This is a genomic window from Planococcus glaciei (assembly GCF_900099655.1).
In the GTDB taxonomy this organism is placed as follows: Bacteria; Bacillota; Bacilli; order Bacillales_A; family Planococcaceae; genus Planococcus; species Planococcus glaciei.
In genome coordinates this window covers 432,574-446,501 of record NZ_FNDC01000001.1, presented here as the reverse complement: position 1 = coordinate 446,501, position 13,928 = coordinate 432,574, and the positions used below count along the sequence as shown (strand labels likewise).

Sequence of the window (13,928 nt, the reverse complement as noted above, 5' to 3'; positions counted from 1 at the left end):
TGAAAGTGAACTAGAATCGGTTTCGGAGCGTTTAGTCAGTAGAACCGTGATAAAAGGGATGGCTGGACATCTGTTTTCACGTGTTCTCCATAAATTCAGCATTTTCAATCCGTAGGCATTCTCCTGCCGTTCTCTTTGTAGTAAGCTTGAGAAATGACAGCGGAAAAAAGGAGAACATCCATGGAGAAAAGTTCCGACTTTATGCTATACACGCGTATACAGCAAAAAGAGAAAGCTGCACTTGAACAATTATATGACCGCTATGAGAAAATCCTGTTCTCGTTTCTGTATAAAATGACAGAAGACCGGGATTTGGCGGAAGAAGCGCTGCAGGAAGTGTTCATCAAATTGTGGCGGGGCAAAGGGGAGTACGATGAAAGCAAAGGCAAATTCACGTCCTGGCTGTTTACGATGTCCCGCAATTCCGCAATTGATTTGATCCGCAAGCAGAAAAAGCCTTCGGTGCCGCTTGATGAAATCGGCGATTTGGTAAGCCCTGAAACGGCCGTTGAGGAATTGGCCGAATGGCAGGAACAAAAAGACCAGATCCAAGAAGCGGTGTCGGAGCTTTCAAGTGAACAGCAAAAAATGATCCAGCTGTTCTACTTTAAAGGCATGACCCATGAAACAATTTCGACGATGTGCGACATTCCGCTTGGCACGGTTAAAAGCCGGATTAGGCTGGCGTTAAGCAAATTGAAAAAAACACTGCACGGAGTGCAAGAAAGGGGGGCTATCGATGATGAATACTAACTGTGACCACGTAGTGGACTATCTGAACGGAACGCTGACAGCGGAAGAAAAACAGGCATTTGAACAGCATCTGGCAACATGTGCAGACTGCCGTGAACTGGTGGATGCAGTCGGCGAGCTCCCGTATCTTGCAGAACCTGCAGAACCGCCAGTGGGCATGAAATCCCGGATCCTCGCCAATGTTTTTGAAGAAGAACCGCAAAAGCAGGCGGAACCTGAACGTCAGGTGAAAAAAGAAAAAACGGTGCCGATGGTAAAACCGAAAGCCCGGCGCAGCTCTTGGGCGCCGTTAATTGCTGCCGTATTGCTGCTGTCGCTTCTCGGCAATGCTTATGCATTTTTCAAACTGGCAGACGAACAGCAGCCGGCAACGGAAAGTGCGTTCCAGTCAATTGAACTCCAGCCGGGAGAAGCCTTTGGCGGATCGGCGAAAGCCGCCATCATCCAGGAAGAGGGTTCCCTCGAAGTCGTGGTGCAGGCAGAACAGCTTGAACAGCTCCAAGGCGATGAAGTGTACCAGATCTGGCTCCTGAAAGAAGGGCAGCCGGTGCCGGCGGGTGCATTCACACCGGATGCAGACCAGCAAGGCTCCGCTTATTACTCGATGACAGAAAACACGGAAGGCTGGGACACGATTGCCATCACCCGTGAACCGGAAGCCGGCAATGAAACCCCGGAAGGCGAAATCGTCCTGAGTTCCGAAATTTAAGAGCGAGAACGATTCAATTGAATAAGCTGCAAAACAAGGAACTTCATGGCCTGTATAGAATTCATTCTATACAGGCTTTTTTTATGGTCTGGGCATCCATGGAAATACACTTTGCTTAAAGGGGCAAGCAAACGGCCGCTCCAGGCTTGAAACGAGATGATGAGATGAACAAGACAATCCTGCATAATGGGGCTTTTCTTTCGGTCAATCCGTGGCGCATGCTGACCTGGCTGCTGATTGCCCAAATCATGGTGGCGTTTGTCGGCAGAAGCCTCGCGCCTCTTGGCGTTTTGATCGGCGACGACATGAGTTTGACGAAAGCGCAGATCGGCATGCTGCCGGCTGCCTTGTTCCTCGGCCAGTCGCTCATTGCGATTCCGGCCGGTTTTCTGGTGGACCGCGTCGGTTCGAAAAGGCTGCTGTTCCTGTTGTCGCTATGCCTTGGCCTTTCCTTTATTCTGATGGCTGTGACTTCATTTTACTGGCTGATCCTCCTGTTGGTCGTGCTCGGCGGAGCGGGCTACGGCGCCATGCATCCGACGTCGAACAAAGGCATCCTTTACTGGTTTTCCGAAAGGCGGGGAACCGCCATGGGCATCAAGCAGATGGGCGTAACGCTCGGGTCGGCGCTTGCTGCGCTGCTGCTTTTGCCGGCTGCTGTGGCTTTTGGGTGGCGCCCCGTGATGATCGGCGCGTGTGCACTTCTGATTGTCACCGGCATCTTTGCCTATAGATTCTATCTCGACCCGCAAGCCGAGCAGGAAAAAAGCGGCGCTTCGGAGAAACCGGCCCGCCTGGTCGCTTCGATTTTGCAGCTGTTCAAAGAAAAGCCGCTCGTGTTGGTTAGCCTCGGTGCGATGGGCCTAAGCGGAAGCCAGCTGATTTTGAACACCTATATTGTACTGTTCGCTTATGAATCACTTGGCATCCCGCTGGTCCTTGCCGGCATGCTGCTCGTCATTTCCGAAGTCAGCGGTTCGTTCGGCCGGGTGTCCTGGGGGATGATCAGCGACAGCATCTTTCACGGCAAGCGGATCATCGTGCTCGTAATTGTGGCCGCCGTTTCCATCGGAGTAGCTCTCGGCATGGCGCTGCTGCCGCCGGGGACGCCGTTCTGGGTGCTCGTCCCGATTACCATCCTGTTCGGCTTCTGCATTTCCGGCTTTAACGGAATCTGGATGAATGCCGCGACGGAATTGGTGCCGATCGGGCAAGCCGGCATTGCCAGCGGCTTCAGTTTGATGCTCGGTTCGTGGGGCGTCATCATCGGCCCACCGTTGTTCGGCTACATCGTCGATGCGACCGGCGCGTTTACATACGCCTGGCTGTTCATGGCCGGCATCCTCACCGTGGTGATCGTGCTGCTGCTTGCGGCGATGAGGATAGTGAAGAAAGAAAATGTGGAAAGAGCGGATAAATAGAATAAATCAAACCGCGATTCAAATTGTTTGAATTTTTTGTTTTCATACGTTATAATCGGGTACAGAATACCAATGCAGCGGTTACAGAAACGTGGCGGTGCCGGATACGCGAGCCGCTACACGATATGGCCGCTGCATTCCAAATGTATTTAAATGAGCTTATATAAAAAACGTGCCAGAAAGAATAATTTCTGGCACGTTTTTATTTTTGTACATTACGGCAGGCACCCGTTTTATTTCCTGGGAAATAGGCAAGCTCTTTTTATGGAAGAGACTGCGCCGGAAATGGCTTGAATCAATTGACTGAAAAATTCAACTCCGCAATAATGAACTTACACATTTGTTTTAAACACCACGTGAAGTCCAAACCAATCCGCCATCCATAAAGGAGGAAACCGAATGGAATACCGCACAATAGGGAAAACAGGCATCAACGTTTCAAGCCTTTGCTTTGGGACGATGTCATTTGGGGGAAATGCCGATGAAGAGACGTCGCAGGCAATGTTCAAGCGCTGCCGGGAAGCAGGCATCAACTTTTTCGACTGCGCCAATGTCTACAACAAAGGGGTGTCAGAAGAGATTCTCGGCAGGTGCATCGCAGACAGCCGCAATGATTTGGTGCTGACCACAAAAGTGAACGGGCCGACGGGAACGGACGTCAACAACCGCGGTTTATCGCGCCGCCACATCATGCTCGAAGTGGAGAAGAGCCTGAAGCGGCTGAACACCGACCGCGTTGAATTCTATTTTGTCCATGCCTTCGACCCGGCAACACCGATTGAGGAGACGCTGCGGGCGATGGACGATCTCCAGCGCCAGGGCAAAATCCTGTATCCTGCCGTCAGCAACTGGGCCGCGTGGCAAATCGCGACCTCTCTCGGCATTTCCTACAGGGAAAGCCTGGCGCGATTCGAGTGCATCCAGCCGATGTACAATCTCGTGAAGCGGCAAGCGGAAGTCGAGATTCTGCCGCTCGCAGAAGCAGAAAATATGGGTGTTATTACGTACAGCCCGCTCGGCGGCGGGCTTTTGACAGGCAAATACGCCGGCGGCAAAAAGCCGGAACAGGGCCGCCTCGTCGAACAGAAAAACTACGAAAAGCGCTACGCCGATGCCGCTTATTTCGAAACGGCCGACTGCTTCGCGCAGTATGCGAAAGACAAAGGGCATCACCCGGCGTCACTTGCCGTGTCCTGGGTCATGTCGCATCCAGGCGTCACCGCGCCGATCATCGGCGCCCGCAACCTGGAACAATTGGAACCGTCTCTCGGTGCACTTGATATCAAGATGACGCCGGAATGGCGCCAGGAAATCTCGGACCTTTCCATCACACCGCCGCCGGCCACGGACCGTTCGGAAGAAGTATAAAAAAGAATCCATACAAAAAGCACTCCGACCTTCCCGTCAGGAGTGCTTTTCTTATGCATACTCTGAACCCGCACCTTACGGAAGAGTTCTACTTCCGCTCCAGCTCTTTCCCCATGCCTTTCAAAAAATGCAGGCCGTAGCGGATCGAGCGGTTGATGTCCGGGTCGCGCAGCGCTTTATACAGGCCGAACATGCTCAGTTTGCGGCGATCGGACTGGCCGGCTTCCGCGTTCTGGAGGCCGCTCTGCACGCTGGCCGATAGTTTCGCCGTCGTCGCCGGGTCAATGGCCGTCAACGCGCCCGCCGCGTTCATCAAATTATTGATAAGCGTCGTGACGGGTTCGCGCGTGGCTTGCTGGACTGTGATATCCATCAAATCTTCGCGTGCCTTGACCATTGCATTCACCGCATCCAGGATTCCCGCTTTGTCGAGTTCCCCGGTAATTTCCAGCACCTTTTTGAGCGACTGCTGCTGTTTGGCCACCTGGGTTTCCAGTTCAAAAAGCCGCTGCAGCTTGAGCTCTTCCGGTGTGAATTGTTTTTTCTTGATTCGCGTAATCGGTGTTGCCAAAGCACATCACCTTTCTTTCGGTTGGTCGGTCAGCGGCACGTGATCCGGCCGCCGCCATTTGCGTTCGACTTCCACGCCGCGAGTCGGATGGCGCTTTTTGGTGCGGTGGTTCGATTTTGGCAGCGGGTTGTGGCCGTCCTTTTGCAGCACTTCCATGCGGACTTTCGTCTGCTTGAAGGCCGGCGTGTTGGTCCGCTGATCGGTTGCCGGACCGGTCAAAAAGTTGATGGCGCGTTCTTTATTGGTGGAATGCATTGGCAAAAAGAGTTCATTGCCCTGTACCCGCGAAGTCACCACGACCGGCACTTTGACGGCGCCGTAAGGAGAAATCAGCCGGACAATTGAACCGTCCAAAATGTCCCGCGCTTCTGCGAGTTCCGGCGACACTTCGACGAAGTTTTCTGGAATCTTCTCGTGGATGCCCGTTGAGCGGTCCGTCAAGTTGCCTTCGTGGAAATGCTCGAGCAGGCGGCCGTTGTTGATGTGAAGGTCGAATTCTGCCGCGAACTTGACCGGTTCGACCCAGTCGGACAAGGCAAAACGCGCTTTTTTATCGTCAAAGTTAAAGCCGTCGACATAGAGGAGCGGTGTGCTCGATCCGTCATGGCTGCCCCACAGGAAGCTTTCCCAATCTTCGAGCGACTCGTAGTCCGCTTGAGCAAAGAGCGGCGTCAGGCTCGCCATTTCGGCAAAGATTTCACCCGGGTGGCTGTAATCCCAGTCGGCCCCGAGCCGTTTCGCGATTTCCTGGACGATCCACCAGTCGGGCTTCGCATCTCCAAGTTCCGGCAGCGCCTGGTAAAGCCGCTGCACACGGCGTTCCGTGTTCGTGAACGTCCCGTCTTTTTCAAGCGACGGCACCGCCGGCAGGATAACATCGGCGTATTGGGCCGTACGGGAGAAGAAGATGTCCTGCACCACGAAAAACTCCAGTTTCGACAGGACTTCATCGACGTGGTTCGAGTTGGAATCGACGAGTGCCATGTCTTCGCCGACGACATACATCGCTTTCATGATGCCGTCGTCAACGGCGCGCAGCATCGACACGTTGTCAAAGCCCGGCTTGTCGCTGATTTCGACGCCGTATGCCTGTTCGAATTTCGCGCGCGCCGCATCATCCGACACATGCTGATAGCCCGGAAGCCAGGCGGGAAGGGAACCCATATCGCAGGCGCCTTGCACGTTGTTGTGCCCGCGGAGCGGATACGCCCCAGCGCCCGGACGGCGGTAATTGCCGGTTGCCAGCAGCAAGTTCGAGATGGCAGCGGATGTGTCCGAGCCGCCGGTGTTTTGGGTGACGCCCATGCCCCACAGGATGCACGTGCCGTCTGCATCACGGATCGCTTCGGCGATTCCGATGAGCGTTTCCGGCGATAGTCCGGTTTCCTGTTCGGCGTATTGAAGCGTATATTTCTCCAGCACGTCTCTGAAATCTTCAAAATAGTGGACGTTGTCATCGATAAAGCGCTGATCGTGCCAGCTTTGGTCGATCAAATATTTGGTGACGGCCATCAGCCATACCTGGTCCGTGCCTTGCTTCGGACGGATAAAGATGTCGGCGCGTTCAGCCATTTCGTTTTTCCGCAGGTCCGCAACAATCAGTTTCTGGCCGTGCAGCTTATGTGCCCGCTTCACGCGCGTCGCCAGAACCGGGTGGCTTTCCGCCGGATTGGCGCCGACGATGATGACGAGGCCTGCACTTGCAATATCCTTGATCGTGCCGGCATCGCCGCCCATGCCGACCGTACGGAACAAACCGTCCGTTGCCGGTGTCTGGCAATAGCGCGAGCAGTTGTCGACATTGTTCGATTCGAATACTTGGCGGGTCAATTTTTGGATGACGTAATTGTCTTCGTTGGTAATTTTCGACGAAGAAATGATGCCGACGCCGTCCTTGCCGTGCACCCGCCGGATTTCCCCGAGGCGTTTGGCGACGAGGTCGAGCGCATCTTCCCACGTGGCTTCGACGAATTCATCGCCGCGGCGGATCAGCGGGGTGGTCAGGCGTTCTTCGCTGTTGACGAAATCCCAGCCGAATTTCCCTTTGACGCAGGTGGAGATGGCATTCGCCGGTGCTTCCGAGACCGGCTGGACTTTCAGGATTTTCCGGTCTTTCGTCCACACTTCAAACGTACAGCCGACGCCGCAGAACGTGCACACCGTCTTGGTTTTTTTCATGCGGGTTTCGCGCATCGCCGCTTCCGCATCGGAAACTGCCAGGATGCCGCTGTAGCCCGGTTCGACGTCTTTGACGAGGTCAATCAGCGGCGTCAGCACTTCGTCTTTCAAGCCGGTCATGAAGCCGGCTTCGCCTTGCATCGAATTTTCCATAAGCGCGTTGCACGGGCACACGGTGACGCAGTGGCCGCAGCTGACGCAGGACGAATCGTTGATTTTCGCGCCGCCGTCCCACAAGACAATCGGCCGGTCCCGCTCCCAGTCCATCGACAAGGTTTCATTGACTTGCAGGTTCTGGCACGCTTCGACGCACTGCCCGCAGGCGATGCACTGGTTGGGGTCGTAGCGGTAAAACGGATTGGTGAAATCGACGGCATCTGTTGAACATTTCGGTTCGAACGGGTATTTCTGGTGTTCGATTTCCATCATGTCTACGGTATTATGTACTTTGCAGTTGCCGTTGTTGTTGTCGCAGACCGTACAGTACAGCATATGATTCTCTAAAATCCGGTCCATCGCTTCCGTTTGGGCTTCTTTTGCCCGGGCCGAAGCTAATCGGACATCCATCCCGGAAGCGGCTTTGGTGGAACAAGTCCGCACCAGCTGTCCGTCGACTTCCGCGATGCACGTGTCGCAGGTTTCGATCGGATCGACTTCCGGCAAATAACAGATCTGCGGATGTCTAATGCCGTGTGCATTGATCACCTGGAGAATCGTCTGGCCTTCCTGGAACGGATACAGCGAACCGTTGATTTTGACCGGCATGCCGGCACCTCCTTTTTTTACTCGAACATTCCCGCATTCCTCAAAATAAAAACGGCGCCGTCTTTTTGCGGCGCTTTATCCTCTGTGGTAATAGTATAATCAATTTCATAGAGTGCTACAATAAATTAACGGAATAATCAATCAATAAATGGTTTTTCGGAAGGGGATTGGCGGTTATGCAAAAGGAGCAGCAAAAAACGCGGACAGTGCTCCGCTATACAGATGGCGGGTTCAGCGAGCGGGAAGACCGGATCGTGACCGAAGAACCGATCACCATCCGGATCAACGGACGTGAATTCATCACGATCGTCTGCTCGCCGGAATACATCGAAGACATGGCGGTCGGCTTTCTGGCGTCGGAAGGCATCATCCCGAACCACCGCGACATCCGGAACATCCGCGTCGACACCGCACAGGGCATCGTCCACATCGAAGCGGATAAAATGTATCCGTTCTATGAGAATCTGCAGAACAAACGCTTTGTTACGTCGTGCTGCGGCATGAGCCGGCAAGGTTTTGTGTTTGCCCACGACGCTTTGACGGCGAAAACGATGGACAGCGTCCGGGTGACCCTGTCACCGGAAGACTGTTTTTCCTTGATGGGGAAGCTCGAGGACAGCGCCGACATGTTCCGGCAGACCGGCGGCGTACACAACGCCGCGCTTTGCAGCACCGACGGCTTTTTCCTGTCGCGCATGGACATCGGCCGGCACAATGCGCTCGACAAAATCTACGGCCATTGCCTGCGAAACGACATCGACGTGCGCGACAAAGTGATCGCCTTCAGCGGCCGCATTTCGTCGGAGATCCTGCTGAAAGTGGCCAAGATCGGCTGCGAAATCATCTTGTCAAAATCGGCGCCGACAGAACTCGCGCTGTCGCTTGCCGAAGAGCTCGGCATCACGACGGTCGGTTTTATCCGAAAAGGCTCGTTTAATCTGTACACGCATCCAGAGCGCATCAAAACTGCAGCCGGAAAATAAAAGACACACGTTCAATCAAACACCCTGCACCAAAGAATTCGTATGGAATTCCGGACGCAGGGTGTTTTTGGTTTTTGTATCCAAGAGGTTTACAATTGATCCGATTGACTATATGATAAGAGAAAATTCTGAAAACGTTTTCAGAAGCATCTGGAGGAGCTGAAGCAATGGAAGAAAACAGAAAGCTGCCGCTTGCAGGGCTGCGGGTCATCGACGCATCCACCGTGCTTGCGGGACCGATGCTGGCGACGTATTTAGGCGATTTCGGGGCGGACGTCATCAAAGTGGAGCACCCTGCAGGAGACCCGCTGCGAAACGCCGGCCGCCAAAAAGACGGCGAGTCGCTGGAATGGAAGCTCGTGTCGCGCAACAAAAAGCCGATTACGCTGAATTTCAGTACGCCGAAAGGCCAGGAATTGTTCCATAAACTTGCCGAAACGGCAGACGTCGTCATTACGAATTTCCGGCCGAAGACTTTGGAGAAATGGAACATCACCTATGAATCCTTGTCAAAAGACAATCCCGGATTGATTGTCGTGAAGGTGTCGGGCTTCGGCGAAGACGGCCCTTATAAAGAGAGGCCGGGGTTCGGCACGCTTGCGGAAGCGATGTCCGGCTTTGCGCAGGTCAACGGCTTCCCGGATAGAGGACCGGTGCTGCCAAGTTTCGCGCTCGCCGATTACGCGACCGCGCTAATGGGAGCTTACGCCACGATGGTCGCGGTTTACGAACGCGACCATTCGGAGGACGGACAGGGCCAGTACATCGATTTGCCGATTTACGAAGCGCTCATGGGGATGCTCGGCAACCAGGTCATGGAATACGACCAGCTTGGCATCATTCCGGGACGGAAAGGGAACCGCACGGGCTGGACCGTTCCGCGCAATTTATACGAAACGAAAGACGCGAAATGGCTCGCGATATCCGGCACGTCGCAACCGATCGTCGAACGCATATTCAAGGCAATCGGCCGGGAAGACTTGATAACGAATCCAAAATTCGCAACCAATCAGAAGCGCCTCGAGAACGTCGACGAACTGGAGGCGATCATCGCCGGCTGGATGAAAGGGTACACGCAGGAAGAAATCCTCGAGCGCTTTGTCCATTTTGAAGCGACGATTGCACCGGTCTATACAGTGGAAGACATTGTGAATGACCCGCATTTCAACCACCGGGAAAACATCGCGGATGTGCCGGATGTGCATTTCGGCAGCGTCAAGATGCTCAATGTGGCGCCGAAGCTGTCGCGCACACCGGGAGAAATCCGCCATACCGGAGCGGAACTCGGTTCGTACAATGAAACACTGTACGGCGAGCTGGGGCTGACTCCGGAAGAAATCGAAGGGCTGAAAAAAGACGGCATCATTTAAGGAGGATAAGGGATGATTTACCGAAGTCTGATGTTTACACCGGGGACGAACAAAGAGCGTTTATTGAAATCCGTCAGCAGCGAAGCAGACGCCTTGCTGTGGGATTTAGAAGACGCCGTCCATCCGAATGAAAAAGCGGCTGCCCGCGCAGTCATTCAAGAAGCGCTCGACGAACTGGAGGACAAACCGGCAAAGCCCATTTTCCTGCGCGTCAACCAGTACGGCACCGAATGGTACAAGGACGACGTCAAACTTGCCCGGCATGAAAACGTCAACGGCATCATGTTGCCAAAAGCGGAAAGTGCCCGGCAAGTAGAGGAAACCTGGGAAGGCATGGGGGCTAACGGCGAACTGATTGTCCTCGTCGAAACCGCAGCCGGCATCGTCCGCCTGAAAGACATCTTCAGCAATCCGAACGTCAGCGGCGTCGCGTTCGGCGCCATCGACTACGCAGTGGACGCAGATTTGACGCTGACGGAAGCGGGGCTTGAAGCGATTTATGCGCGCTCCCGCATCGTCACCTACGCCAAAGCGGCGGGCGTCGAAGGCATTTACGACACCGTATTCGCTGACATCCACAATACGGAAAGCCTGCAAAAGCGCGCCGTTTCAGCACGCGCCCTCGGCTTCAACGGCCAGATGGCGGTGCACCCGAAACAGATTGAGACAATCCACGAAGTCTACAGCCCGTCCCGGGAAGACATCGACTGGGCGGTGAAGGTGCTGCACCATGCCGAACACGAAGAGAAAGGCGCGGGCGTCTTCATGTTGGACGGCAAAATGGTCGACCGGCCGATCATCGAAAAAGCGAAACAGATTTACCAAGCTGCTGAACGCTACCAGCTCATTATCGGCGGCTGAGATTTCAGCGGAAGCGCTATAAAATATTCCAAACGCAACTGCCTCTTAATGAAGAAAACCGAACGTTATCCGATTCTTAAATCGCACAGGGATTAGTCATTTTGCAAGGAGTGGTTCATGTGAATCCGGAATTTCAACAGGAGCAAAAACGGGTCGACCAGGTGATGCAGGAAGTCACCGGGCAGCTCCGAAGATTGGAAGCAGACACGTCTCGCCAAAAAGACGAAGTGGTGAACATCCGCCGCCATTTCTGGGATGAAAACAAAATAAGCCTCGATTCGTTCGATGATTTCTTGGAGACGATCATCGGTTTGCGGCAGGAAGCGCAAGCCTTGTCGGTCAGTGAAACCACCCACCGGCAGTCCGCCAAAAAGCTGGCGGAACTCCGCCGCCTGCAAAGAACGCCGTATTTCGGCCGCATCGACTTTCAGGAGGAAGGCGAGCCGGAAAAAGAGGAAGTGTATATCGGCATCTCGACATTGAACGATTCAACAGGCGATGATTTCCTCGTCTACGACTGGCGGGCGCCGGTGTCGAGCGTTTACTACGATCACCAGCCGGGTCCTGCGTCCTACAGTACGCCGGGCGGCGAAGTCAAAGGGCGTTTGGAGAAGAAATGGCAATACTTGATCCGCGGCGGCGTCCTGCAGTCGATGTTCGATACAAGCCTGACCATCGGGGATGAAATTCTCCAACAGGTGCTCGGCAGGAGCGCCGACAAGAAGATGCACAGCATCGTCGCGACGATCCAGCAGGAACAGAACCGCATCATCCGCCATGACCGCACGCGCCTGCTCATCGTGCAGGGAGCGGCCGGCAGCGGGAAGACTTCGGCTGCGCTGCAGCGCATCGCGTATCTTCTCTACAAATACCGGGACCAATTGAACGCTGACCAGATCATCCTGTTTTCGCCGAACGCCATGTTCTCGAGCTACGTGTCGAATGTGCTGCCGGAACTCGGCGAAGAGAACATGCACCAAGTGACGTTTCAGGAATACTTGAACCACCGGTTGAGCGCCCAGTTTGAGCTTGAGAATCCGTACGGACAGCTGGAGTATGTGCTGACGAAAAGGGACGATCCGGCATACGCGGCCCGTGTGGCAGGCATCCGCTTCAAGGCATCGGTCCAGTTTTTCGAAGCCATCAAATCGTACCGGCGGACGTTGGAGAAGTCCGGCATGATATTCAAGCGCATCCGTTTCGCTGGACATCCGATTGCAAGCGCCGAAGCCATCGAAGCGCGGTTTTATTCCCGCGACACGACGCTGCGTTTCCATAACCGGCTAGAGCTTTTGAAGGACTGGCTGTTGAAAGAGCTCGATGAATTTGAAAAACAGGAATGGGAAGAACCGTGGGTGGAAGAGGAAATGGAGCTGCTCAGCAACGATTCCTACCAGAAAGCGCATGCCTATCTGGCAGCGAAAAAAGGTTTTAAAGGAAAAGCGGTAAGCGACTACGAAATGGAGCCGGAAGAACTGGCCCGGCTTGTTGTGCGCCAGAAGCTGAAACCGCTCCGAAAAAAGATCAAGGCTTACCACTTTGTCGACGTCAAAGCACTGTACCGCCAACTTTTTGAGGGCTTTTTGGAAAACAATCAGACGGAACTGCCTGCGGAATGGGAAGCCATTTGTCGGCAGACAACTGACAAGCTCGCAGATGAGGAGTTATTCTACGAAGATGCCACGCCGTTTCTGCTGTTGAAAGAACTGATTCTCGGTTTCCAGACGAACACGGCGATCCGCCACATTGTCATCGATGAAGCGCAGGACTACTCGCCGTTCCAGTTCGAGTTTCTGAAGCGGCTGTTTCCGGCAGCTCATATGACGGTGCTCGGCGATTTCAACCAGGCAATTTTTGCCCATGCGGGTGAATTCAACGATTTTGACGTACTGACCAACCTGTATGGAGCAGATCAAACCGAAACAATCCGCCTGGCGCAAAGCTACCGCGCCACCAAACCGATCATCGAATTCACCCGCCGGCTTGTACCGGAAGGAGAAGCTATCATCCCTTTTGAGCGGCAAGGTGAAAAGCCGATTCTGACCCAAGTAGCGGATCATGCAGAACTGCACCGCTGTATCATGGAGCGGGTCGCAGAACTTCGCGACAAATTCGGCACAATCGCCATCATCTGCAAATCCGCTTCCGAAGCCGCTCATGCACATGAAGCCTTGTCCGGCATTGAGGGGCTGAAGCGGCTGAAGACCGGCTCCGCCGAATACGAGCAGGGCGTCATCGTCATCCCGTCGTATTTGGCAAAAGGCATCGAGTTCGACGCCGTCATCCTCTATGACGCCTCGGAACAGGTTTACGGCCAGGAAAGCCTGCGCCGGCTGTTCTACACCGCCTGCACGCGGGCGATGCACGAACTGCAGCTTTTCTCCGTCGGCAAACCAAGTCTGTTTCTAGAGGAAGCGCTGCAGGAAGGACTGGTTCAGGTTGAGGAATGAAATGGCTTCTGTATATCAATCAAGGTGAAGCAATGATTGATCGTTCGTAAACCTGTGTGGAAATAAAAGAACGTTCGTAACGTGTTTTGCCACGTTTACGAACGTTCTTTTACTTTGGACTATAAAGTGTCCATTCCCAGACCAAGAAACAATTCTAATAGATTCTGAATTGCGCCTTTCCCTGGGAAGCGAAATAGTTATTCGCCGCCACCGCCACCTCCGCCATCGCTTCCGCCGTCTGACCCGCTGCCGTCATAGCTCGAATCGTCGCTGCTCCATTTGTCGTCTTTATCCTCGTAATTTCCATAATAATTAATCGGACCATCGGAAACTGCGGCTTTAGTTTTTCTGGATTTTGATTGTTCAGTAGAACGCCGATCTTTCAGTAAACTAAAAATAACGACAAACACAATTAACCCAACTACATACACCATTGAAATTCCTCCTTTTTTGGACGCTGCGTATCATTCTGTGCAAGAAACGCTCATGTAATTCGTTG

General features: G+C 53.8%; 11 protein-coding genes. 8 read left to right on the top strand and 3 right to left on the bottom strand.

Annotation, left to right across the window (positions count from 1 at the left end):
• Window positions 1–180: 180 nt before the first annotated feature.
• The 4 genes from BLQ32_RS02165 to BLQ32_RS02150 all read left to right on the top strand — a co-directional run bounded on the left by BLQ32_RS02165 (window position 181) and on the right by BLQ32_RS02150 (window position 4,251).
• The gene (locus BLQ32_RS02165) at window positions 181–753 is read left to right on the top strand and encodes an RNA polymerase sigma factor (protein ID WP_036811437.1); all 573 of its coding nucleotides are present in this window, start codon (window positions 181–183) and stop codon (window positions 751–753) included.
• Window positions 740–1,462, top strand: a complete 723-nt coding sequence (locus tag BLQ32_RS02160; RefSeq protein ID WP_036811440.1) for an anti-sigma factor — start codon at window positions 740–742, stop codon at window positions 1,460–1,462. The genes BLQ32_RS02165 and BLQ32_RS02160 overlap by 14 nt, the downstream gene beginning before the upstream one ends.
• 164 nt (window positions 1,463–1,626) lie before the next feature.
• The gene (locus tag BLQ32_RS02155) at window positions 1,627–2,883 is read left to right on the top strand and encodes an MFS transporter (protein ID WP_074508924.1); all 1,257 of its coding nucleotides are present in this window, start codon (window positions 1,627–1,629) and stop codon (window positions 2,881–2,883) included.
• Window positions 2,884–3,282: 399 nt separating this feature from the next.
• Entirely contained in the window at window positions 3,283–4,251 is a 969-nt protein-coding gene (locus BLQ32_RS02150; protein ID WP_074508923.1) for an aldo/keto reductase, read from the top strand.
• 88 nt (window positions 4,252–4,339) lie between these two features.
• Here BLQ32_RS02150 and BLQ32_RS02145 read toward each other — a convergent pair whose 3' ends face one another.
• Together BLQ32_RS02145 and fdhF are read right to left on the bottom strand one after the other, a co-directional pair.
• Complete coding sequence (locus BLQ32_RS02145) at window positions 4,340–4,822, bottom strand: helical membrane plugin domain-containing protein (protein WP_074508922.1); 483 nt, start codon at window positions 4,820–4,822, stop codon at window positions 4,340–4,342.
• A gap of 6 nt (window positions 4,823–4,828) precedes the next feature.
• A complete protein-coding gene (gene fdhF, locus BLQ32_RS02140; RefSeq protein WP_074508921.1) occupies window positions 4,829–7,765 on the bottom strand; it encodes a formate dehydrogenase subunit alpha in 2,937 nt (978 codons plus the stop codon).
• A 176-nt stretch (window positions 7,766–7,941) separates the two neighbouring features.
• Here fdhF and fdhD point away from each other — a divergent pair, with 176 nt between their 5' ends.
• From fdhD to helD, 4 genes are all read left to right on the top strand, one after another.
• Window positions 7,942–8,748 (top strand): formate dehydrogenase accessory sulfurtransferase FdhD, encoded by an 807-nt coding sequence (gene fdhD / locus BLQ32_RS02135; protein ID WP_074508920.1) that lies wholly within the window; start codon window positions 7,942–7,944, stop codon window positions 8,746–8,748.
• 167 nt (window positions 8,749–8,915) lie between these two features.
• Complete coding sequence (locus tag BLQ32_RS02130; protein ID WP_074508919.1) at window positions 8,916–10,118, top strand: CaiB/BaiF CoA transferase family protein; 1,203 nt, start codon at window positions 8,916–8,918, stop codon at window positions 10,116–10,118.
• A gap of 12 nt (window positions 10,119–10,130) precedes the next feature.
• Complete coding sequence (locus tag BLQ32_RS02125; RefSeq protein WP_074508918.1) at window positions 10,131–10,979, top strand: HpcH/HpaI aldolase/citrate lyase family protein; 849 nt, start codon at window positions 10,131–10,133, stop codon at window positions 10,977–10,979.
• Window positions 10,980–11,098: 119 nt separating this feature from the next.
• Window positions 11,099–13,429 (top strand): RNA polymerase recycling motor HelD, encoded by a 2,331-nt coding sequence (gene helD, locus BLQ32_RS02120; RefSeq protein WP_074508917.1) that lies wholly within the window; start codon window positions 11,099–11,101, stop codon window positions 13,427–13,429.
• A gap of 197 nt (window positions 13,430–13,626) precedes the next feature.
• Here the strand turns inward: helD and BLQ32_RS02115 are convergent, their stop codons facing one another.
• Entirely contained in the window at window positions 13,627–13,863 is a 237-nt protein-coding gene (locus tag BLQ32_RS02115; RefSeq protein ID WP_074508916.1) for a hypothetical protein, read from the bottom strand.
• Between the last annotated feature and the right edge of the window lie 65 nt (window positions 13,864–13,928).

Excerpts from the sequence above, each read along its gene's own strand:
- BLQ32_RS02165 (WP_036811437.1), top strand. The coding sequence starts at position 181 with ATGGAGAAAAGTTCCGACTTTATGCTATACACGCGTATACAGCAAAAA.
- BLQ32_RS02160 (WP_036811440.1), top strand. The coding sequence starts at position 740 with ATGATGAATACTAACTGTGACCACGTAGTGGACTATCTGAACGGAACG.
- BLQ32_RS02155 (WP_074508924.1), top strand. The coding sequence starts at position 1,627 with ATGAACAAGACAATCCTGCATAATGGGGCTTTTCTTTCGGTCAATCCG.
- BLQ32_RS02150 (WP_074508923.1), top strand. The coding sequence starts at position 3,283 with ATGGAATACCGCACAATAGGGAAAACAGGCATCAACGTTTCAAGCCTT.
- fdhF (WP_074508921.1), bottom strand. The coding sequence starts at position 7,765 with ATGCCGGTCAAAATCAACGGTTCGCTGTATCCGTTCCAGGAAGGCCAG.
- fdhD (WP_074508920.1), top strand. The coding sequence starts at position 7,942 with ATGCAAAAGGAGCAGCAAAAAACGCGGACAGTGCTCCGCTATACAGAT.
- BLQ32_RS02130 (WP_074508919.1), top strand. The coding sequence starts at position 8,916 with ATGGAAGAAAACAGAAAGCTGCCGCTTGCAGGGCTGCGGGTCATCGAC.
- BLQ32_RS02125 (WP_074508918.1), top strand. The coding sequence starts at position 10,131 with ATGATTTACCGAAGTCTGATGTTTACACCGGGGACGAACAAAGAGCGT.
- BLQ32_RS02115 (WP_074508916.1), bottom strand. The coding sequence starts at position 13,863 with ATGGTGTATGTAGTTGGGTTAATTGTGTTTGTCGTTATTTTTAGTTTA.